This is a genomic window from Desulfuromonas acetoxidans DSM 684, from assembly GCF_000167355.1.
GTDB lineage: Bacteria > Desulfobacterota > Desulfuromonadia > Desulfuromonadales > Desulfuromonadaceae > Desulfuromonas > Desulfuromonas acetoxidans.
In genome coordinates this window covers 291,923-313,951 of sequence record NZ_AAEW02000001.1, presented here as the reverse complement: position 1 = coordinate 313,951, position 22,029 = coordinate 291,923, and the positions used below count along the sequence as shown (strand labels likewise).

General features: G+C 49.5%; 24 protein-coding genes. 13 read left to right on the top strand and 11 right to left on the bottom strand.

What is annotated here, in order from left to right; translation table 11 throughout:
* Window positions 1-595 (bottom strand): aminotransferase class I/II-fold pyridoxal phosphate-dependent enzyme (locus DACE_RS01380; RefSeq protein WP_155808936.1); only part of this gene is annotated, 595 nt, incomplete at its 3' end.
* Window positions 596-1,006: 411 nt separating this feature from the next.
* Between DACE_RS01380 and DACE_RS01375 the strand changes: the two genes are divergently transcribed.
* From DACE_RS01375 to DACE_RS01315, 13 genes are all read left to right on the top strand, one after another.
* On the top strand, window positions 1,007-1,396 hold the full coding sequence (locus tag DACE_RS01375; RefSeq protein ID WP_005997719.1) for an NADH-quinone oxidoreductase subunit A: 390 nt from the start codon (window positions 1,007-1,009) through the stop codon (window positions 1,394-1,396).
* 83 nt (window positions 1,397-1,479) lie between these two features.
* On the top strand, window positions 1,480-1,962 hold the full coding sequence (locus tag DACE_RS01370) for an NADH-quinone oxidoreductase subunit B (protein ID WP_050769952.1): 483 nt from the start codon (window positions 1,480-1,482) through the stop codon (window positions 1,960-1,962).
* 2 nt (window positions 1,963-1,964) lie between these two features.
* On the top strand, window positions 1,965-2,480 hold the full coding sequence (locus DACE_RS01365; protein WP_005997716.1) for an NADH-quinone oxidoreductase subunit C: 516 nt from the start codon (window positions 1,965-1,967) through the stop codon (window positions 2,478-2,480).
* A 5-nt stretch (window positions 2,481-2,485) separates the two neighbouring features.
* A complete protein-coding gene (locus DACE_RS01360; protein WP_005997714.1) occupies window positions 2,486-3,610 on the top strand; it encodes an NADH-quinone oxidoreductase subunit D in 1,125 nt (374 codons plus the stop codon).
* A 5-nt stretch (window positions 3,611-3,615) separates the two neighbouring features.
* A complete protein-coding gene (gene nuoH, locus DACE_RS01355; protein ID WP_005997712.1) occupies window positions 3,616-4,605 on the top strand; it encodes an NADH-quinone oxidoreductase subunit NuoH in 990 nt (329 codons plus the stop codon).
* Window positions 4,602-5,042 (top strand): NuoI/complex I 23 kDa subunit family protein, encoded by a 441-nt coding sequence (locus DACE_RS01350; RefSeq protein ID WP_005997710.1) that lies wholly within the window; start codon window positions 4,602-4,604, stop codon window positions 5,040-5,042. The genes nuoH and DACE_RS01350 overlap by 4 nt, the downstream gene beginning before the upstream one ends.
* The gene (locus DACE_RS01345) at window positions 5,039-5,563 is read left to right on the top strand and encodes an NADH-quinone oxidoreductase subunit J family protein (RefSeq protein WP_005997708.1); all 525 of its coding nucleotides are present in this window, start codon (window positions 5,039-5,041) and stop codon (window positions 5,561-5,563) included. Before DACE_RS01350 ends, DACE_RS01345 begins: the two co-directional genes overlap by 4 nt.
* Complete coding sequence (gene nuoK, locus DACE_RS01340) at window positions 5,560-5,877, top strand: NADH-quinone oxidoreductase subunit NuoK (RefSeq protein WP_005997706.1); 318 nt, start codon at window positions 5,560-5,562, stop codon at window positions 5,875-5,877. Before DACE_RS01345 ends, nuoK begins: the two co-directional genes overlap by 4 nt.
* A gap of 85 nt (window positions 5,878-5,962) precedes the next feature.
* Window positions 5,963-7,456 (top strand): monovalent cation/H+ antiporter subunit D family protein, encoded by a 1,494-nt coding sequence (locus DACE_RS01335; RefSeq protein ID WP_040365820.1) that lies wholly within the window; start codon window positions 5,963-5,965, stop codon window positions 7,454-7,456.
* A 38-nt stretch (window positions 7,457-7,494) separates the two neighbouring features.
* The gene (locus tag DACE_RS01330) at window positions 7,495-7,701 is read left to right on the top strand and encodes a hypothetical protein (protein ID WP_155808934.1); all 207 of its coding nucleotides are present in this window, start codon (window positions 7,495-7,497) and stop codon (window positions 7,699-7,701) included.
* A complete protein-coding gene (locus DACE_RS01325) occupies window positions 7,691-9,457 on the top strand; it encodes a Na(+)/H(+) antiporter subunit D (RefSeq protein WP_005997702.1) in 1,767 nt (588 codons plus the stop codon). The genes DACE_RS01330 and DACE_RS01325 overlap by 11 nt, the downstream gene beginning before the upstream one ends.
* A 51-nt stretch (window positions 9,458-9,508) precedes the next feature.
* Window positions 9,509-11,101 carry a complex I subunit 4 family protein gene (locus DACE_RS01320; RefSeq protein ID WP_005997701.1) on the top strand — a complete coding sequence of 531 codons (1,593 nt, stop codon included), beginning with the start codon at window positions 9,509-9,511 and terminating at the stop codon, window positions 11,099-11,101.
* Between the two features lie 19 nt (window positions 11,102-11,120).
* Entirely contained in the window at window positions 11,121-12,539 is a 1,419-nt protein-coding gene (locus DACE_RS01315) for an NADH-quinone oxidoreductase subunit N (RefSeq protein WP_005997700.1), read from the top strand.
* A 551-nt stretch (window positions 12,540-13,090) separates the two neighbouring features.
* On the opposite strand, the gene DACE_RS01310 is transcribed toward DACE_RS01315, so the two are convergent.
* The 10 genes from DACE_RS01310 to DACE_RS01265 form a co-directional block, all read right to left on the bottom strand.
* Entirely contained in the window at window positions 13,091-13,360 is a 270-nt protein-coding gene (locus tag DACE_RS01310) for a hypothetical protein (RefSeq protein WP_005997699.1), read from the bottom strand.
* 13 nt (window positions 13,361-13,373) lie between these two features.
* Window positions 13,374-14,408, bottom strand: a complete 1,035-nt coding sequence (locus DACE_RS01305; protein ID WP_005997698.1) for an FAD:protein FMN transferase — start codon at window positions 14,406-14,408, stop codon at window positions 13,374-13,376.
* 77 nt (window positions 14,409-14,485) lie between these two features.
* Window positions 14,486-14,941, bottom strand: coding sequence for a ferritin family protein (locus DACE_RS01300; RefSeq protein WP_005997696.1), 456 nt, complete (start codon window positions 14,939-14,941; stop codon window positions 14,486-14,488).
* Between the two features lie 87 nt (window positions 14,942-15,028).
* On the bottom strand, window positions 15,029-16,261 hold the full coding sequence (nqrF, locus tag DACE_RS01295) for an NADH:ubiquinone reductase (Na(+)-transporting) subunit F (RefSeq protein ID WP_005997690.1): 1,233 nt from the start codon (window positions 16,259-16,261) through the stop codon (window positions 15,029-15,031).
* Between the two features lie 36 nt (window positions 16,262-16,297).
* A complete protein-coding gene (nqrE, locus tag DACE_RS01290; protein WP_005997688.1) occupies window positions 16,298-16,906 on the bottom strand; it encodes an NADH:ubiquinone reductase (Na(+)-transporting) subunit E in 609 nt (202 codons plus the stop codon).
* Window positions 16,907-16,917: 11 nt separating this feature from the next.
* Entirely contained in the window at window positions 16,918-17,532 is a 615-nt protein-coding gene (locus DACE_RS01285; protein WP_005997686.1) for an NADH:ubiquinone reductase (Na(+)-transporting) subunit D, read from the bottom strand.
* A gap of 2 nt (window positions 17,533-17,534) precedes the next feature.
* Window positions 17,535-18,305 (bottom strand): Na(+)-translocating NADH-quinone reductase subunit C, encoded by a 771-nt coding sequence (locus DACE_RS01280; protein WP_005997684.1) that lies wholly within the window; start codon window positions 18,303-18,305, stop codon window positions 17,535-17,537.
* Window positions 18,298-19,461, bottom strand: a complete 1,164-nt coding sequence (locus DACE_RS01275; protein ID WP_005997682.1) for an NADH:ubiquinone reductase (Na(+)-transporting) subunit B — start codon at window positions 19,459-19,461, stop codon at window positions 18,298-18,300. Before DACE_RS01275 ends, DACE_RS01280 begins: the two co-directional genes overlap by 8 nt.
* Window positions 19,462-19,466: 5 nt before the next feature.
* Window positions 19,467-20,804: a Na(+)-translocating NADH-quinone reductase subunit A gene (locus DACE_RS01270; RefSeq protein WP_005997680.1), complete on the bottom strand. Its 1,338-nt coding sequence runs from the start codon at window positions 20,802-20,804 to the stop codon at window positions 19,467-19,469.
* A gap of 485 nt (window positions 20,805-21,289) precedes the next feature.
* Window positions 21,290-22,012 carry a PilZ domain-containing protein gene (locus tag DACE_RS01265; RefSeq protein WP_005997674.1) on the bottom strand — a complete coding sequence of 241 codons (723 nt, stop codon included), beginning with the start codon at window positions 22,010-22,012 and terminating at the stop codon, window positions 21,290-21,292.
* Between the last annotated feature and the right edge of the window lie 17 nt (window positions 22,013-22,029).

Genomic DNA, 22,029 nt, shown 5'->3' with positions numbered 1-22,029 from the left:
TAAATCTGGCACTTGATAATTTTACGGATTCGCTCGTATTGCTGCACATTCGGTTTTCCGGATGATAATCACAGGCCGCAGATCTCCGATTGTATTTGACGGACTGGCGCAAATCATCCAGATCCGGATCCAAGTTGTTATCCGGATCGAGTCGATAGGAGACTGGGTCCTGTCCAGCATGAGCTGCCTCGCCGGAGGAGTGGTTTGAATAGGTCGGAGAGGGACCGATGACCCGGGCTTCACGTTTAAGGAAGCCGTAAACCTTCTGAATGGCATCACCGAGGCCATTGAAGAAAATGATATCTTCCGAAGAGATCTGGGCCTTGCCGCGCTTGTTGGTCATTTCGGCGAGAAATTCGCGCGTATCGAGAATCCCCTTTGTCGCGCAATAGCCATAAGAACAGTCTTTCATTGCCAGGTCGGCAACGATCTGTTTCATCCAGTCGGGGATTTTTTCACCTTTGGCAATCGGGTCGCCAATGTTTTCCATATTGGTCTTGATGCCAAGTTTGCCGAGGGTTTCGGCGATTTCGACAATTGCCCGGATCTCATACGTCAGTTCTCCGGCACCGATGTGGACAATGTTGTTTCTCATGGTAGCGCTTCTTTCGTAGCTGGGAAGTTAAGTAATAAGCAAAAAAATTGGTTAGCATAGGGTCTTTGGGAAGTCAAACGAATTTGCTGAGTGGATTAAAAAGCCGCCTGATCAGGGAGTAAATACCTGATGTGGCAGGAAGTCTATTTGTATACAGTATTCAGAATGGCTTTTCTTTTAGCTTGAGCACGCAAAAGAAGAAAGCTGTTAAAACAGATGTTTAGGAAATGCCTGGGTTTGTGGGTTATTGCGGATTTAATAAAATCTTGACAAGCACTAGGCATTCCGATAGAAAATACGAGGTTTTTTATACTGAATGAATTACGTGTATTTGCACGTTTGCGACTGGAACCTGTGCACAGATAGCGTTGTCGTCTGGGCACGAAATTTCCCTTCAGGGAGGCAAGAGGTATGGCCGAACAGTATTTGGTCGATTATGTCTATGTGTTGGTGTTCCTGATTGCAGGTATTGCCTGCGGTCTGGGACCATTGGTGATCTCCAGGTTGCTTGCGCCTCGTGTGTTGTTTCGCAAGACGCTGGAGCCGTATGAATGTGGGATGGATCCCTATGGGTCGGCCTGGAATATCCGTTTTGATATTGCCTACTATCTGTATGCGCTGATCTTTCTGGCATTCGATGTTGATGTTCTGTACCTGTTCCCGGTGGCCACGGCCTTTGATAAGGTCTCGGCGGTTCGGGGGATTACTGAACTGGTTATTTTTGTAGGTATTTTGTCGCTGGCAGTTGTTTATGCCTGGGTCAAAGGAGTATTCACGTGGCCGAAAAGAAAAGTCTGCTAAGAGTCCACTCCTACACCAAGGAGTGCGAAGAGCGCTACGAAGGTGCTCTTCCTGAAAGAACACAGCTCAGTGATCCGGGGGCAATGGTGCAGCTGGAGCTGGCTGACAAGATTCTCAATCTGTGTCGTGCCAACTCGCTGTGGCCGATGACCTTTGGTCTGGCCTGCTGCGCGATCGAGATGATGTGTTCCGGTATGGCCCGGTTCGATATCTCACGTTACGGTGCTGAAGTGTTTCGTCCGTCACCGCGCCAGTCGGATCTGATGATCGTTGCCGGCACCGTCAATAAGAAGATGGCTCCCGCTGTTGTAACCCTTTACGAGCAGATGCCGGCTCCGCGTTACGTTATCGCTTTGGGTAACTGCGCGATCTCCGGTGGTCCATTTGCTGTTGAAGCAAATTACGACGTAGTGCTCGGTGTTGACCAGCTGATTCCGGTCGATGTGTATGTGCCGGGTTGCCCGCCTCGCCCTGAAGCGCTGATTGAAGGTATCCTTCAATTGCAGGAAAAGATTACCGGCAAGCGCTTCCCATTCCCGCAAAATAAAATGCCGGAGGGTCGCTGATCATGGATGTGACTACCGTTGTTAAACAGTGGAAAGCTGTTACGGAAAAGGTTGAAGCCGTCGATTACGCCACAACGGGTTATGACTACGACCTGAGCGTGACCGGTGACAAGCTGCGCGATTTTGCCATGCAGATGCTCAAAGACGGTTTTTATCTGGTCGACCTGATGGCCGTGCATGTTAATCCGGCTGTTGAAGTGGTTTATCAGTTTGCTCATGTTGAAACCCGTTGCCGAGTCATGGCGCGTGCATTTGTTAACGAAAAAAGCGAATTGCCGACCATCGCCGATATCTATCACGGTGCAAACTGGCATGAGCGTGAGACGCGCGATTTCCACGGAGTTGTCTTTGTTGGCCATCCCAACCTCGAGCCGCTGATTCTGGCGGAAGAGGATGTGGATTTGAAGCCGTTGCTTAAGAGTGAAAAGGCGTTGAAGGATGCTGCGGCCGTACGCCGGGCTGAGCCTTCTGACGAAGCAGCGAAACCTGAAGCCGCCAAGAAACCGGAGCAAAGCTGATCGCCATGATGAATACAGAAGTATTGCAAGATGAAAGACATCATCGCTTCGTACTGAATATGGGACCTCAGCATCCCAGTACCCACGGGGTACTTCGTGTGTTGCTGGAGATGGAAGGGGAGTATGTTATTGAGCCCCAACCTGTTCTCGGGTACGGCCATCGGTGTCATGAGAAGATCGCTGAATTCAAACCGGCCAAGTCGTTTATGCCCAATACGGCTCGCATGGATTATCTCGGCGCGTTGATTTACAATCACGGTTATGCCCTGCTGCTTGAGAAAGCAACAGGCATTGAGGTTCCTCGTCGTGCTGATTACATTCGTGTTATCACGTCGGAATTGAACCGCATTCAAAGTCACCTGTTGTGGTTTGGTGCTTACCTGCTCGACCTCGGTGCCTTCACCCCGATCATGTATGCCTTTGATGATCGTGAAGAAATTCTCGACATCCTTGAGGATGTGACCGGTTCCCGCTTGACCTACTGCTACTTCCGGGTCGGTGGAGTCTGCAAGGATATTGACGACAAGTTTGTCGCCTCGACCCGCAATTTTATCGATCGTCTGCGCGGTCGGTTCCCCATGTATGAGGAGCTGGTCAACGGTAATATCATTCTGCAGAAACGTTTGAAGGGGATCGGCGAATACACGCCTGAACTGTGCGCCCGCTACGGTGTAACCGGCCCGCTGCTGCGTGGTGCTGGTATTTCCTATGACCTGCGTCGCGCTGAGCCTTATTCCGTCTATCCGGAATTTGACTTCGAAATTCCCACGGATCCCGGCGGCGATGCCTGGGCGTCATTCAATGTGCGTTTCCGCGAAATGGAACAAAGTCTGCGCATTATTGAGCAGGCGCTGGACAAATTGCCTGAAGGTCCGGTTATGGCGGCCAAGGTGCCCAAGAAACTTAAAATTCCTGCAGGTGATTACAACAGTTCTGTCGAAGCACCACGTGGTGAACTGTCCTATTACCTGGTGGCCGACGGCAGTGATGTTCCTTATCGTCTGAAAGTGCGTACCCCATCTTATTCCAACCTGAGTGTTGTTCCTGAAATGTGCAAAGGGATGATGATTGCCGACGTTGTTTCGGCAATGGGTGCGCTGGACCTCGTAATCCCCGAGATTGACAGGTAGATCGTATGGAAACTGTAGCGAATATGGTACCGGTGTTAGTCCGGTTGGTTGCATTCCTGATCGGTGCGATTGTCGTTGTGTTTGGCAACGCGCTGGTGATGGGATATATGGAGCGGAAACTGGCTGGACATTTCCAGCGTCGGCCTGGCCCGATGGAAGTTGGTTTCCATGGTATTCTTCAACTGCTTGTCGATGGTTTCAAATTGATGGGCAAACAGCTGGTGGTTCCGGCGCAGGCTGATAAAAAACTGTTTATCCTGGCACCGATGCTGTCTTTTGTTCCTGTTTTTCTGCCGCTGCTGGTTATCCCCTTCAGCGACAAAATTCAGGCGTTTGATCTGGATGTCGGTCTGCTGTTTATTCTGGCAGTTGCCTCCATCAACGTACTGGCCGTTCTTGTCGGCGGTTGGGGCTCAAACAATAAATACTCCCTGTTTGGTGCTTTTCGTTCCGTTGCTCAGAACGTCGCCTATGAAATCCCGATGCTGATTGCCCTGCTGTCGGTTGTCTTTGTGACCAATACGTTCAGTCTTAAAGGGATTGTTGCCGCACAGTCTGGAGGTAGTTGGTTCCTGTTCTTTCAACCTCTGGCATTCCTGATTTATATCATCTGTATGGTTGCTGAAACAAACCGCGCACCTTTCGACCTCCCTGAGGCCGAGAGTGAGCTGACGGCTGGTTTCCATACCGAATACAGCGGCATGAGTTTCAGTCTGTTTATGATGGCTGAATATACCAACATGTTCATCGCTTGTAGTATCGCCACAGTGTTTTTCCTCGGCGGCACGTCTGGTATTCCTCTGCCCTATTTTGAATACACTGGAATCATCTGGTTCCTGGCCAAGGTCTACTTCCTCATGTTCTTCCTGGTGTGGATCCGTTGGACCTATCCTCGTACCCGTTTCGATCAGTTGATGAACTTCTGCTGGAAATATCTCATTCCGTTCTCACTGGTTAATCTTCTTCTTACTGTTGTGATTGTGAAGCTGATATGAAAGCCTATTTCTCAGAATTATTTACGGGCGGATGGAGCCTCATTGTTGGTCTGAAGGTCACTCTCAAGGCGTTGTTTTCACCGACGGTAACGACACATTATCCTCGTCAGAAGATCGAGGTGACACCGAACTATCGTGGTCACATTGATCTGGTGAAAGACAGCGAAAGCGGCAGCCACAAATGCATTACCTGTGGAAGCTGTATGCGTGAGTGTCCTTCCGATTGTATTGTTGTCGATGGTGAAAAACGTGAAGGGGTCAAAGGAAAGGTCCTGACTAAATTCACTCTCGATTTTACCAAGTGCAGCCTGTGTGGTGCCTGTGTTGAAGTGTGTCCGACAGATGCGCTTGATTACAGCAACGAATACGAGCTGGCTGGATTCAAACGTGAAGATTTTCACTATGACATTCTGAAGAGGTTGGAGGAACGGGAATGATAGCTTTTGAATACATCGCCGAAGCCCTCTTTTATGCGTTCATGATTTTAACTTTCATGGGCGGGTTTATGGCCGTTCGGTCGCGGATGCTGATGCATGCGGTACTGGGCCTGGCTGTTTCACTGTTTGGTGTTGCAGGCCTGTACTTCCACCTTGGTAGTCCTTTTCTGGCCATGATGCAGATTCTCATCTATGTGGGTGCGGTTTGTATCATGATTGTTCTCGGGGTCATGCTCGGAAATACACCTGATCAATTGTCTTCCGACAAACTCAGTCGACGGAATATGCTGCTTGCTTTAGGGGCGTGTTCCACAGGTTTTGTGACCTTGTTTATCGCGATTCAGCAGACTAAGTTTGCACCGGCGGCTGAAAAAATCGGCGACATGTCGATCCGCTTTATCGGTGAGAATCTGCTGTTCAAATACTGCCTGGCCTTCGAATTGATTTCGGTCATTTTGTTGACGGCAATTATCGGTGCCATCATTCTGGCGCGAGGCGGTCGGGAGGAAGTGGCAAAATGATCATCAGCGATAACTTAAATACCTATCTGATTATTGCAGCCATTCTGCTGGTCATCGGTCTGTACGGCATGCTGCGTCACCGCTCTCTCATCGGCATGCTGATTTCAAGTGAATTCATTCTGAATGGTGCAGCGCTCAACTTTATGGCCTTTAACCGGTTTGTTGCACCCAACCCCGCTGTCGGACAGATTTACACCCTGTTCATCATGGGTATCGCAGCCGCTGAAGCAGCAATTGTGGTCAGTATCATTATCGCAGTGTACCGCAAATATCGAAGTGAAGATCCTGAGCAGGTTCAGGATCTTAAGATGTGATATCGCTTTGCTGACGGTTATGGAATCTGTAACGGCAGTCACGCAGCTCTGCTAGCGCGACACACCACTTGAGAAAGCACTTGCAATGAACACGATTATCACCAGCAAGATTATTCTGACAACGCTGATCCCGATGATTACGGGATTGCTCGTCATGTTTTCGGGCAAAAAGCCGAATCTGCGCGACAGTTGGTCGACGCTCGGCGCCATTATCACTTTCGTTTCGGTCCTGAACTTTCTGCCGATCATTCTGGACGGACAACAACTCCAATATACGCTGTTTGAGTTGTATCCTGGCATCTCTGTTAAATTGAATCTGGATGCGCTGGGTGTTGTCTTTGCTTTGGTCGCCTCATTCCTGTGGATTCTGGCCAGTCTTTACTGTGTCGGTTATATGCGCGGGCTGGATGAGCATGCTCAGACCCGATTCTATGTCTGCTATGCCGTTTCGGTTGGTGCAGCCATGGGTGCGGCATTCGCCGGCAACCTGTTTACCTTATATCTGTTTTACGAGATCGTCTCCATCTTCACCTACCCGCTGGTTATGCACCATCAGGATGAAGAGGGCTATGCCGGTGCCAAGAAGTACATCGTCTACTTGATGTTCACTTCCAAGGCCTTTTTACTCCCGGCCATGGTCATTATCTACGTTCTGTGTGGAACGCTTGACTTTAATACCGCCAATGTTGCACAGGGTATTTTCCCGGCGGAGGCAGATCGCTTTGTGGTTGGAATCGCTTACCTGCTGTGTCTGTTTGGTTTTGCCAAGTCCGGTATCATGCCGCTGCACAACTGGTTGCCTGACGCAATGGTGGCACCGACACCGGTTAGTGCATTGCTTCATGCGGTTGTTGTTGTTAAGGTTGGTGTGTTCTCGACCTGTCGTGTCATGCTGTCGATTTTCGGTACCAACATCCTTCATGAAACAGGGCTGGGTATTTTTACCGCCTACTTTGTTTCATTTACCATCTTGACCGCCTCGGTCATCGCACTTACTAAGACCAACCTCAAAGCGCGTTTGGCGTACTCAACGGTCAGTCAGTTGTCGTACATCATTCTCGGTGTCGCCATGCTGACGCCGAACTCGATCACTGGTGGTTTGATCCATATCGCCAACCACGCCTTTGCTAAGATCACACTGTTCTTCGCGGCAGGTTGTATCTTTGTTGCCAGCGGTAAAAAAGATATTACCGAGATGGGCGGTCTGGGCAAGCGGATGCCATTTACCATGATGGCGTTTGGTGTCGCTTCTCTGGGTATGATCGGTGCGCCTCCGGTTGGTGGTTTTGTCACGAAATGGTACCTGGCTCTGGGTACGATGGATATTCACAACTGGATTCTGTTGTGTGTCCTTCTTGCCAGTAGTTTGCTCAATGCCGGTTATTTTGTTCCGGTCTTTCTTCAGGCGTTCTTCGGCAAGCCGTTGCCCGCTGATGAAGGGCTGACCGGTAGCCTTGAAAAGAAACCTCTGATTCTGTTCATGGTGGTTCCCCTGGTGATCACCGGAACGATCTCTGTTTTGATCGGTATTTATCCTGATCTGTTTCTCGACCTCATTAACCTGATGGTGAAGTCATGATTGTGAAATTTCTTACTTATCTGCGTGAGAGACCGAGCATGTTGAAATGGCTGTTTATGTCGTTTTTGGCGTTCGCTCTCGTATTCGATTTCTTTGCTGATCGTCACCACGCGCACTTCTGGGGTGACCACATCGTCGGTTTCTGGGCTGTGTTCGGCCTGATCGGGTGTTTGGCATTGATTGTATTCTGTAAAGGGCTGTCACACGTATGGCTGGAGAGGGGCACGGATCATTATGACAAGTAGTATTTTTATGCACCCAGCCACCATGTTTATTGTCGGTGCGCTGCTGCTTCCCTTATTCAAAAAATTCAACGCCCAGAAGATCTGGCTGGTCGTTGTACCGCTGCTGGCCTTTATTCAGATTAAGTATCTGCCGGCATCCTTTGGTTGCGTTGAATGGCTTGGTTTTAAGCTGCAGTTTGGTCGTGTTGATGAGTTGACCATGGTTTTTTTGCATGTTTTCACGTTGATGGCGCTGATTGGCAGCATCTTCGGTCTGCATGTCAAGGAGAGTGGCCAACACGCTGCAGCATGGCTTTATGTTGCCGGTTCATTGGGTACCACCCTGGCAGGTGATTATCTGGTGGTCTTCATCTTCTGGGAACTGATGGCCTTTGCCTCCGTTTTCCTGGTGTGGTACCGCAAACGTAAGCGGTCCATTGAAGCCGGTTATCGCTATCTGCTTGTGCACACCTTCGGCGGCCTGGTTTTGCTCGGCGGGATATTCTTGCGCTACCAGAACCTCGGTGATCTGACTTTTGTTCCGATTTCACCGGATACCGCAACCCTGGCAGATTATCTGATCATGATCGGTTTCATGCTTAACGCCGCTGTACCGCCCATCCATGCCTGGCTGCCGGATGCTTATCCGGAAGCAACGGTAACGGGCGCGGTTTTCATGTGTGCGTTTACCACCAAAACAGCCGTTTATGTTCTGGCACGTGGGTTTGCCGGTTTTGAAACACTGGCGATCATGGGTGCCATCATGACCCTGTATGGGGTTGGCTACGCGGTTATCGAAAATGACGCCCGCCGGATTCTGGCCTATCACATTGTCAGTCAGGTCGGTTACATGGTATGTGGTGTTGGGATCGGCACCGAGATGGCAATTAACGGTGCCTGTGCTCATGCCTATGCTCACATCCTCTATAAAGCCCTGTTGTTCATGGGTGTTGGTAGTGTCCTGGAGATGACGGGTCGTTCTAAGCTTAGTGAGCTTGGTGGCCTTTACAAATACATGCCCTTGTCGATGATTTTTACGGTCATAGGCGGTATCGCCATCTCTGGCTTCCCGCTCACTAGTGGATTTATCAGTAAGTCGATGATCATTGCTGCGGCAGGTGCCAACCATCAGTTGATCCTGATGCTGATGCTTTCTCTGGCGGCCGTTGGTACGTTCCTTTCGGTCGGCATCAAGCTGCCTTACTTCATCTGGTTTGGACCTAACGATTGCGGCCTCAAACCGAAAGAAGCTTACTGGAATATGCAAGTCGGTATGTTTATGGCAGCCTTTATGTGCATCTTCCTTGGTGTTTACCCGGATTACCTGTACGACATGCTGCCGTACGCGGTTAATTACCATCCGTACAACAGCTATCACCTGACAGAGACGTTTCATCTGCTCGGTTTCACCGGCTTGGGTTTCTATCTCATGGTGAAGTACCTCAAACCCCACGATGTGTCCAACCTCGATCTCGACTGGTTTTACCGTCGCGGTGCCGGTTGGTTCATGTGGGTCGCCCGCAAGCCCATCAGTGCAACCAATGAGTGGGTTAGTAATGTTTACCAGACTGTCGGATTGCGTTTTACCATGGCGATGGCTCGCGCTCTTTCCTGGTTTGATTGGGAAGGCATTGACTGGGCACTGGATGGCAGTGCGCGCGGAGTCGTCAAGGGAGGCGAGCAGGTTCGTCAGTTCCAGACCGGTAAATTGCAACAATACATTGGCGGGGCTGTTGTACTGCTCTTCCTGGTACTGATTGTCGTGGTTCTGATCTGACACAGCCTGCGTGTAAGTGGATAGGCAATTACTCATAGACAGTAGGAAGTCATGGAAAAGTATCTAATCCTGAATACATTAAATTTCCCGATCTTATCGATGCTGCTGCTGATACCGGTAGTCGGGGCTGTTGTGGCCATGTTTTTGCGTGGTGACACACTATTGAAATTCTGGGGTCTGGCAGTGACTCTGGTGACTGCTGTTATCTCATTGCCGTTGTGGTCTCGATTTGATCAGACCACGGCGAAATATCAGTTCGTCGAACTGCGCCATTGGTTCCCGGCACTCAACCTCGATTATGTGGTTGGTGTGGATGGAATCAGTGTCCTGCTGGTTCTGTTGACGACGCTGGTCATGCCGCTGTGTATCCTGTGCTCTTGGACCTATATCAAGACACGGATGAAGGAATTCATCATTGTGACCTTGTTGATGGAAACAGCGATGCTCGGCGTTTTTGTCAGCCTGAACACGGTTCTCTTCTATATCTTCTGGGAAGGGATGCTGGTGCCGATGTATCTCATCATCGCAATCTGGGGTGGTGACAGGAAGGATTATGCTTCGATCAAGTTCTTCCTTTACACCTTTGCCGGTAGTATCTTCCTGCTGGTTTCCATTGTTGCGATGTACATCACCACAGGGACCTTCTTTATCCCTGAGTTGATGGATCATAACTTTGCGTTCTCCTATCAGATGTGGATCTTCCTGGCGTGTGCTCTCGGCTTCGCCATCAAAATGCCGATGTTCCCGTTCCATACCTGGCTGCCTGCTGCTCACGTTCAGGCCCCGGTCGCCGGTTCAGTTATTCTGGCCAGTATCCTGCTGAAAATGGGTGGTTACGGTTTCCTGCGTTTCTGCCTGCCCATGGCACCTGCCGCAACGGTCTACTGCATGCCGTACCTGATCATCATGTCGTTGGTCAGTATCATCGTTGGTGGCTATCTGGCTCTTGGTCAATCGGATATTAAGAAGTTGATTGCTTACTCCTCTGTTGGCCACATGGGTTTTGTCACACTGGGTATTTTCCTGCTGAATGATGCCGGTATCAAAGGTGCCATGCTGCAGATGATCAACCACGGTGTCACGACAGGTGCTCTGTTTATCCTGATCGGTCTGATCTATGAGCGTACACATAGCCGTGAGATTTCCGATAACAGTAAGCTGGGGATGTTCATGCCGATTTATGTCACTTTCCTCGGCATCTTCTCCCTGTCTTCGCTGGCCTTCCCAGGTACCAATAGTTTTGTCGGCGAATTCCTGGTTCTGTTCGGAGCGTTTGATAAATATCCTCTGGTTGGCGCTTTGGCAATTCCTGGTGCGATTCTCGCAGCAGCCTATATGCTGCGTCTGTTGCAAAAAATGGTTTGGGACGATTCAGATGGTCATGGCCACCACGGTGATGATCATGGCGATGAACACCATCTGACCGATTGTAACTTTAGAGAATTTATTCAACTGGCATTCTTGACCGTATTCGTATTCTGGATCGGTTTACATCCGACGCCGTTGCTTGACATGATGGATACCAGTGTGGCTCACCTGATCCATCAGGTTGATGCCGGTAGCGCGGTACAGGAAGCTGTTCACCATGGTGAACACCACGCCCTGCTTAATCAAGCAGGTGCCTGGGTCAAGAACCTCTTCTAACTCAAGAATCGGATCAATTATGTTAAACACAGCTTTTCTGCCCGAGTTGGCACTGATGTTAACGGTCCTGGTCTTGTTCTTCATGACCTTGGGCAAGTTTCGCACTGGTACCATTCAAGGTGCCAGCCTGTTATTGACTGCCGTGACGCTTGTGGCCACGTTTATGTCCATGAACGCACAAGACAGTCTTTTCTTTGATGCTTATCTGGTCGATTCGCTTTCTCAGTTGTTTAAGATGGTGATTGTCGGGGGCCTGTTTCTGGTGTTCTTGCTTGGTCGTGGTTTAACCGGGATCGAAGGTAAGCTCCACTGTGAATACAACATGTTTCTGGCTATCAGTGCTCTGGGGCTGATGTTCCTGAGCAGTTCAGTGGAGTTATTGACGATTCTGCTTAGCCTCGAGATTTCATCTTACGCACTGTATGTGGTGATTCCGTTTCGCAATGGCCAGGGGCGTATCCACGTGGAAGCCGGTATCAAGTATGTTCTGTTTGGTGCTGCTTCAACTGGACTGACCCTGTATGGCATGAGCTATATTTTCGGCCTGGCCCATACCACCTACCTCAATGAACTGGCTCAGTTGATGCCGTCACTGGTTGCAACTCAACCTTTGGCTGTTATCGCCATGATTCTTGTCATGACGGCGTTTTTCTACAAACTGGCACTGTTTCCGATGCATTTCTGGACTCCTGATGTTTATCAGGGTGCATCCAACGAAACAACCAGCTTTGTTGCAACGCTGCCGAAAGTTGGTGCCGTTCTGTTGCTGATCCGTTTTGTTGCTGTCGCTGGTTATGATGTCAGCCAGTTAACCTGGGTTCTTGCTGTTATCGCGGTTCTGTCTATGACCCTTGGTAACTTGACTGCCTTGGTACAGACGGATCTTAAGCGTCTGCTGGCGTATTCCAGTATTGCCCACGCCGGTTATGTCATGATTGGTATCCTGACCGCTGATGAGATGGGTATGTCTGCGGCCGTGTTCTATGTCATTGGCTACCTGCTGATGAATCTGGGTTGTTTCTACGTCATTTACAACGTAGCTCCGGATGGTGAGAACGTCTCTTTTGATGACTTGAAAGGACTGTCTCGCCGTTCACCCTTGTTGGCGTTGACTTTGTTGGTCTCTGCCTTTGGTATGGCCGGTATTCCGCCGACAATCGGTTTTATTGGTAAGTTTATGCTGTTTACCGGGGCAATTCATAAGGGTTTTTATGCACTGGTTATTCTTGCCGTTATCAATGCGGCTGTGGCTGCATTTTACTATCTCAAGATGGCCCGAGCAGCCTATTGTGCTCCTGACTCCGATCAGGAGGTGATTGCATTGCCGTTCACGGCTAAATTGCTCGGAACATTCTTTATTCTGGCCATTATTATCATCGGTGCCATGCCTCAGAGCCTTTTGGCGACAGCAAAGCATGCCGTTGAAACATTGATGTAATACGTCGTCAGATCACGCTGAATAAAAAGCCCTTCGGATTTTCCCGAAGGGCTTTTTTGTGTCTGGCGTTTCATTTATAGATATCTTTACATCTGAGCGATCAAAAACGATAAAACATACAGGGATATATATGAAGTCGATGGCCAGAATTTGGGTGTGTGTGGAATTAAAGAATGATCTTGTGGCCGTGATGTTGAATGGAAATTGTCAATAACTCGACTGGTGTGGGTGATGATGAAATCACCGGACGTATATGCTCACCCTGAGGCTATTGTAAGAGCGTGAAAAGTCTGTTGCGATTGTGTCCATTGCAATGTTTTAGCTGTGCAAGAACGCCATTAAAGCGATTAAAGGGGCAGGTATGATCTACAGCTCATGGGTGGTCACCAAATTGGCCATAATGAAAAGGGAAGGGCGTTGTTATCAATCATCAGATTGATAACAACGCCCTCTAGCACCCCTGCTAGGCAAACTGTAGTGTCAAAACGGAAAGATATAGTGAAATAAAAGTACGATCATAAACAGTGTACGGCGAATATTTATGAACAAAATTACTGGGCAGTAACGTCTCGCTTTTTTATATCAGCTAAAAGTTCTTGATATGCTTCAGGATTTTTCACCGGATCAATGACTTCGACTGCGATGTTTTCGCAACTCGTTCCATCATTTTCATCACGACCGCATGTACACGTTAAATCCGCAAGTTTGCCTTCATTGCTGCTGCAGGAACCGCTGATTCCTTTGCGACCGAAAATGATGCCAATGGATAATCCGATAAAAGCCAATAAAAAAATGAGAATTGCAGGGATGAATATTTTCATAAAGTTTACCCGTTTACTGTTTGAGGAATGGGGTGAAGGACGTACTGGATTTTTCTGTAAATCCATCGTTGGTTTTAATAATCATAAAAACAGCTAAGTTGTTTTTCTCAGCAAATTCCATACCCGACTCAGGACCTAAAACGGTCAACAATGTGGCTAAAGCATCAGCGTCCATGCAGGTTTCCGCAAGAACGGTGACTGAGGCCAGTTTATGTGTGATCGGATAACCGGTGCGTGGATCAATGGTATGGGAGAAACGCTGTCCATTGTGTTCAAAATAGTTGCGATAGTCGCCGGAAGTTGCCATGGCAGATTGTTGCAAATGGAGCACTTTTTGTACAGAGCGCTGATCGGTGACCGGGCTTTCAATACCTATAGACCATGGCTGTCCTGTTTGTTTGTGTCCTGATGTTCTGATCTCCCCGCCGATTTCGACCATGTAGTTATGCAGGGCATTTTGTTCAAGAACGGCAGCCACCGCATCAACTGCATAGCCTTTGGCAATTGCGGAAAGATCAATATAGATTGCGTCAGATTCTTTCAAAATTTCCATCGGATCAGGACGCATCTGTAATTTGGTGTAGCCGATTTTGTTGCGAAGTCGGTCGATGTTTTTTGCATCCGGGATTGCATTGACATTAATGGTTGGTCCAAAGCCCCATAAATTGACAAGTTTTCCAACTGTAATATCAAATGCACCATCACTCATAGCGCTGTAGCGCACTGCCGCATTAATGACGTGATAGGTGGGTTCGGAGATGGGTAACCACTGATTACTCGGCAGCGCGTTAAATCGGGAGACCTCAGAATCCTCTTTGTATGTTGACATCAGCCGATCGATCTTATCAAGAGATGCGCTGACCTGTTTAGAGATCTCGTCAGTGTTTAATTTAGACTCTGGTGGAACAAAAACCTTTAAGTGATACGTTGTTCCCATAGTTGAACCACTAAGCAACAGGGGGCCGATTTGGCCTTTTGGCGCGTGGTTAAGATACACGACGGTACCGATAAGAACCAGTGTTACGAGGATAATAATGCGTCGAAGCATGAAAAGGACTCCAGAAAATAAGAAAGGCCACGTCTATGCAGACGTGGCCCGAAAATATCAAGAGAGTTGAGCTTCTCTTACATGTCATTAATCCCCAATGCAATGCGGGCTTTGACATGTTTTTCCTGTTCTTCCATGGCGAGCAGGTTTTCGAAGATCTCTCGAATCTCTGCGGATGTCGCCGTGTCTGCCATCCCTTTGTACGATGCGATCAGGCAGTTGTCAATGGTCGTGCCTGATTTGATGATCTCATCGACCGTCATCTCTTCGGAATAACTAAGAGAGTCCAGTGGTTGGAAAGTTCTTTGGTCTTGAGAAAACTGATACCAGCTGTTCAGCGCTTTTGTTGCGATACTTTGCTCATAATCACTCAAGGTTTTCTCGAGATGCTTTTCATGGCGCACCAGGTAGTCGAGAAGCAGTTTGACACGAGCACTCTGGGTCTGACAGGAAAGCTTTTGATAATAAGCACCTGCCTTGCGATGAAATTCACGAGCATATTCTAAGATCTCTTTTGCTTGTCCGTATGGCATGACATTCCCTCCAGAATAAAAGACGCCCCCTTATGTTGATCCTGTCAAAAGAATAACATAAGGGGGCGATATCACAACTTAATCAGTTTAACCACCGAAGTCGTCAAACATGATGTTTTCACGCTCGACACCTTGCTCCATGAGCATGTTGGTGACGGCGTTGGCCATCATCGGAGGACCGCACATGTAGTATTCGCAGTCTTCCGGGGCCTCGTGGTCTTTGATGTACAGGTCGTACATGACATTGTGGATAAATCCGACCGGCCCTTCCCAGTTGTCTTCCGGCATCGGATCAGATAATGCGCAATGCCATGAGAAGTTGGGGTACTTCTCTTGCAGGCCATTAAGCTCTTCGACGTAGAACATCTCTTTCAAGCTACGTGCACCGTAGAAGTAGGTCATCTTACGGTCTGTGTTGAGACGCAGCAGTTGGTCAAGGATGTGAGAACGCATCGGAGCCATACCGGCACCACCACCGATGAAGACCATCTCGTTGTCCGTTTCACGGGCGAAGAACTCACCGTAAGGACCGGAGATAGTGACCTTGTCACCGGGCTTAAGATTGAAAATATAAGAGGACATCTGTCCCGGAGGTGCGTCGGGAGCACTTGGCGGTGGCGGGCAAACCCGGACATTGAGCATGATGATGCCTTTCTCCAGAGGGTAGTTGGCCATGGAGTAAGCACGCATGATCGGCTCTTTAACGACCGATTTATAACGCCACAGATCAAATTGATCCCAGTCCGCACGGTATTCTTCTTCAATATCGAAATCGGAATAAGACAGCTCATGGGGAGGTGCTTCAATCTGGATGTAACCACCAGCGCGGAAATCGCAATCCTCGCCTTCGGGCAGTTCAACAACAAATTCTTTAATAAAGGTTGCGCGACCTTCGTTGGAACGTACGGTGCATTCCCATTTCTTGATGTCAAAAATTTCGCGGGGAATACCCAGTTTCATGTCTTGCTTAACGTTTACCTGACAGGCCAAACGCAAACCTTCACGGGCTTCACGCTTGTTAATATGGCCGGTCTCTGTCGGCAGGATGTCGCCACCACCTTCGAAGACTTTGACATGGCACTGACCACAGGTACCGCCACCACCACATGCAGAGGGAATAAAGATACCTTGGTCGGCAAGGGCTCCCAGCAGTTTACCACCGGGCTTGGTGGTAATCGTCTTGCTGGGATCATCGTTAATATAAAAATTAATGTCGCCGCTGGGAACCAGACCCTTGCGTGCCACCAAAATGATAGCAACAAGAGCCAGGATCACACCGGTGAACATTGTGCAACCGGCTACTACGAGTGTTAAATCCATAATTTCATCCAATCCTATAAGTACAGTGTTCTGTGCTTAAAAAGTCAGGCCGGAGAAGGCTTTAAATGACATAGCCATCAGACCGACAATGATGAATGTGATACCGACGCCTTGCAGTCCTTTAGGGACATCGCTGTAGGTCAGTTTCTCACGAATACCTGCCAAAAGCATGATCGCCAAAGCGAAACCAGCACCGACACCGACACCGTAAACGGTACTTTCCATGACATTGTAGTCACGCTCTACCATAAACAGTGACGCACCGAGGATGGCGCAGTTAACTGTGATCAGCGGCAGGAAAATACCCAAAGCGTTGTAAAGGGAGGGCAGGTACTTGTCCAGAGCCATCTCAAGGATCTGAACAATCGCTGCGATAACGGCAATATAACAGATCAGGCCGAGAAAGCTCAGGTCCAGTTCCGGGTATCCGGCCCAGGCCAGTGCGCCCTTTTTAAGCAGCAGCGTGTAGAGCAAATTGTTAACAGGGACTGTGATGAGTTCAACGGCGATAACCGCGAGTCCCAGCATCATTGCCGTGTCAACCTTTTTGGAAACGGCAATAAACGTACACATGCCGAGGAAGAAGGTCAGTGCAATGTTGTCAATAAATACAGAATTAAAAAAAATCGTGAAATAATGTGACATGGCGTCTATTCCTATTCTTGGAGTTCAGGCTTCCAGGTCCGTAAACCCCAGATAATGAAGCCAATCAGGAAGAAGGCGCTGGGTGCCAACAGCATCAGGCCATTGGTGACATACCAACCACCGTCATTAACGGGACTCAGAACGGTCAGTCCAAACAATTTGCCTGAACCAAACAGTTCGCGAACAAAACCGACCAGCATGAGAACCAGGCCGTAACCCAGGCCATTACCGATACCGTCCATGAAACTTTCAACAACAGGATTTTTCATGGCATAGGCTTCGGCGCGACCCATGACGATGCAGTTGGTAATGATCAGACCAACGTAGACAGAAAGCGCTTTACTCATCTCGTAAGCGTACGCCTTAAGCATCTGGTCAACAATGATAACCAGTGTTGCGATAATGGTCATCTGAACGATGATCCGGATACTGTTAGGAATGTGATTGCGAATCGCACTGACGGCAGCGTTAGAGCATCCGGTAACAATCGTTACCGCGATAGTCATGGTAAAAGCTGTCGACAGCTTGTTGGTAACCGCCAGGGCAGAACAGATACCAAGGATCTGTAATGCGATGGGGTTGTTATTAAATAATGGATCCAGCAGAGCATCTTTTGCTTTTGCCATGATTAACCTCTCTTTGCTTTCAGTTTGGCCAGGAAGGGGCCAAAGCCATGATCGCTGAACCAGTAGCGGATGATCCCCTGAACTTTAGTACCCGTTACCGTTGCACCGGCTAAGCCGTCAATAGTATTGGCTGCATCTGATGCTTTGGGGTCATAGGCGCCGTTTTTAACGACTTTCAAAGCAACGTTGTCCCCAGCATAAATCTCTTTGCCGGGCCATTGTGCTTTCCATTTTGGGTTGTCAACCTCAGCACCAAGGCCAGGTGTTTCAGCGTGTTGATAGAAGGTCATGCCCTTGACGGTATTACCGTCATTGGCCACGGCAATATAGCCATACATAGGGCCCCACATACCTGCACCGCGAATCGGCAGAATGACATCGCCGTTTTCCGCCAGATAGACAGTCGCGTATTTTGCACGTGAACCCATGCCGGCCAAATCCTTGTCTGCAGGAATTTTGACGGTCAGCTCAGGATTCTCCATGGCTTCCTTTTGGTTGTAGGTTGCTACGTCAACCGCATCAGTGTATTCACCGGTTGCGATATCAAGGATTTTCGGTTGCATGTTGGTAGTGAACAATTCGTCAATGTTGCCTCCGTCGTCAATTTGCTGCTGAAAACCAGCTGCGGCGAGGACGGTTTTACGAATCTCAAGTTGTTTATTATACGCTTCCCGGTCGATACGCACGATCGCAGCCAGGCAGACCAGTACCGAGCAAACGATGCACAGCAGGAAAGCGACCAGAAATGTTTTAAAGATAGAATCATTAGACATGGCGCAACTTCCTTTTCTTGATGTGTGCGTTCACGATCAGCCGGTCAATCAGCGGTGCTGCAACGTTGCCGAACAGGATGATCATGCCGACACTCTCAGGCATCATCGGGTTGTAAACTCGAACAGCAACGACGAGAACACCGATCAGAATGCCATAAATCCACTGGCCTTTTGTTGTCATAGCCGCAGAAGAATGGTCAGTAGCTAAAAAGACCGTACCGAAAGCCAGGCCACCAAGTACCAAGTGCCAGGCCGGGTTCATCGCATTAGAGTCGAACATGCACAGCAGTGAAGACAGTGCAATAACGCCAAGAACAACAGAAGCCATAATGCGCCAGGATGCGATGCCGGAAATCAGCAGAATTGCAGCACCGAACAAGCAGGCCAGGGCGGATGTTTCACCCATGCTGCCGGGAATTGTGCCGAGGAACGCCGATTTCCAGGTGATCCCTTGAGCCGCGAGGCTGGCTGTTCCGTCACTTAATGCCATGGCCAGTGGGGTTGCGCCGGTGTAGCCATCAACGGCTGTCCACACGGCATCGCCGGACATGGATGTCGGATGGGCCAGTGACAAGAAAACCCAGGCAACCAGGGCCGGGTTGAGAAAGTTCATGCCAATACCGCCAAATACTTCGCGGCCGATAACAACACCGAAGGAGGTTGCAATGGCAACCTGCCACAAGGGAACTGTCGGCGGCATCAGCAGTGCAATCAACGCGGCGGTTACGAGAAAGCCGGCGTCGATGGTTTTTTTGCGCATTGCTGCGAAAACAACAACCCAGACAGCCTGGGTGATAATGGCGACGAGAAAGACCGGAAGCAGCATGCCTGCGCCGGTAAGCACATTAGCCAGAACCGAGGAGCTGTCACTGAAACCGGGCAGTGCATCAATCTGGCCGGCTGCGAGCATTTGGTTCAGGGTCAGGTTCTCTTGATAACCGCTGTTCCACATGGCCATGAAGATACACGGCAGCAGGGCGAGCATGATAACGCTCATGACGCGTTTGTGGTTGATGCTATCACGAACATGGGTATAACCCGTCGTTACATCGGCGGGGGAGTACAGAGTTGTATCAATGGCTTCGTGAACGGCGGCATACTTTTCCCACTTGCCACCCTTCTCAAAGTGAGGTTTCAATTCGTCGAGTAATTTCACGGCTATTATCCCTCTTTCTCGATGGTGGTAAGTGCCTCACGCAGCATAACGCCGTAGTCGTTTTTGCCGGAACAGGCGTATGTACACAGGGCCAGATCTTCTTCATCCAGTTCCAGGCAGCCCAGCAGCTGTGCCTGGTCGGTGTCTCCGGCAGCTAAGCTGCGCAGCAGGAAGTTGGGCAGAATCTCCAAAGGCATCACTTTTTCGAAAGAACCAATCGAAAGGATATTACCTTTGCGACCGTACTGGCTGGTATTCATCGGAGCAGAGGGGCCACCGGTAAAGGCGGACAGGAAGACGCGCTTCAGTGAGAAGCGGTCACCACCGGCAGTCAGTGACGCGAGGAACTCACGCTCACGTTTTTCCGGAAGTACGGAAACTTGCAGATGGTAGCGCCCCAGAAAGGCCAGGGGGCCTTCAGCCGTTGTACCGTGCAGGACCGAGCCGGAGACAACGCGTTGGTTGCCGGCATTCAGTTCTCCTGCCAGCAGCTCGTCAAGGCTGGCACCCATGCGGGTACGAATCAGGCGGGGACTTTTAACGCCAGGACCACCCAGAGCAATAACCCGGTCAAGGGGCAACTGGCCGGTGACAAAAAACTTACCGAATGCAATGACATCCTGGTAGTTGATGGTCCAGACCATTTTATGTTCGTTGACAGGATCAAGGAAGTGGATGTGAGTTCCGGCGAGTCCTGCAGGGTGGGGACCGTCGAATTCCTCAGTACGCGTTCCATCAACCTTGGGCAGAACCGCGTTCGGTTTCTGGCAAACGTACACAGAGCCGTCAGTCAGGCGCGTCAGGACTTTCAAGCCGTTGGCGAAGGCTTGTTCCTCTTCCTTGATAATCAATTCGGCTTTAGCACAGAGAGGATTGGTATCCATGGCGGCAACAAAAATCGAAGCCGGGGTGCTGTCGATTGCAGGAACCTTGCTGTAAGGACGTGTGCGCAGAGCCGTCCATAGACCTGACTTTACCAGGTTGGTGACAACTTTCTCGCGATCAAGACCGGCAAGTTCCTCTTCCTTGTAGGAAGCGAATGTTTCCGCATCATCACCGTTAAGTTCAATAACAACTGATTGCAGGACACGACGGTAGCCGCGATTGACGGCAACGACCTTGCCACAGCCCGGCGCTGTGTAGATGACGCCTTCGGTCTTTTTGTCTGCAAACAGCTCTTGACCAAGTTTTACCTGGTCTCCCACCTTTACACTCATACTCGGCTTCATGCCGACATAGTCTGGGCCGAGTACGGCGACGGTTTTCACCGCCGGGCCGTCAGAGATGCTCTGTTCGGGGCTGCCGGTGATCGGCAGATCCAAGCCCTTGTTAATTTTGATCATTTCAATGCACTTTCTAAATAGGGTTATGAATCAATCTCAGTTCAACTTTGCATCTTCCGAACTGTGCGAATTCTTTTCGGGGCAAAATGGACGTGGTTGATTGGTTGGTGAACAGACGATGGATGAGGACCTGCACGAACAGCTGTAACCCACTGCATAATTATTACCTCCCCTTTCAATTAAATCCAAAAGGCCGCGAAGCATCAGAATTAGCTCGGTTGGCGCGGCACAACATCAGAATGTGAGTAAACCCCCGTCCACCCACGCAATTACTCTCCAAAATTGTATACAGTATAGTGCATATTGTAACAGCTACTATTACGATGTAATGCGCGTGTGTGTCAATAGGTGGATGATGAAAAAGGGGGCTTTCGCTGATTTTCGTGATGCTTTTGCAGTCTTTTATCTGCTCAGGGGATGGATTTGCTGAATGACCGGAGAAATCGTATAAAAAATGTATACACTAAAAGGGGTTAGCGTATTCTTCAGTCCTCGGCAGTCAAACGCTTTTTTTCCTGATTGTCGATAAAATTGCGGATAGCAAACAGGTCTGAGATGTTCAGAGACATAAACTGTACGCCGAAGCCGGGGGGGATGTCGGGATAGGCCGGATTCTTGGTGTGGTTGATCCAGGTGACAATGCCTTCGCAATGGAGGGTTTCTTTGTTGGGAGGCAAAGCCAGGCTGATAAAAACCTGTTGGTTTACCTTGGGGGGAATCTCCGTTGAGATGAAAATGCCGCCGGTGCTGAGATTGTAAGCGCAGGCGACCCTTTTTTGGTCTTTGTCCGTTCCGTAGTCGACGACAAGACTGGTCTGGAGTCGGGAAAAGGATCGGTGGGCCAGGCCGAGAATGCGGCGGGCCGAGGTCAGAAACAGATGGTTGTTGATCGGAGTGAACAGGATGTCGTCTGGGCGTGCATGGTGACAGTGGTCAAGATCGTCGGCAGTCGTGCTGTTGACGACGGCAACAACCGGAATGTCACTGACGCGGGAATCTTCCTTGAGCAGGCGACAGCAATTGCGCTGATCCACTTCCATAGATGGAATGAGGAAGATGATGTTCGGATGGTGCTCGCGTGCCTGCTTGAGGAGATCCTTAGCCGATGACGCCACCAGAATGGAAAAGCCTTCCTTCTTGGAGAAATCGTCATCCAGATTAAGAAGCGCCTGAACGTCAGCGGATATGAGTATGCTGTGCTGAGCCATGGAGGTCCTTTCCGTGC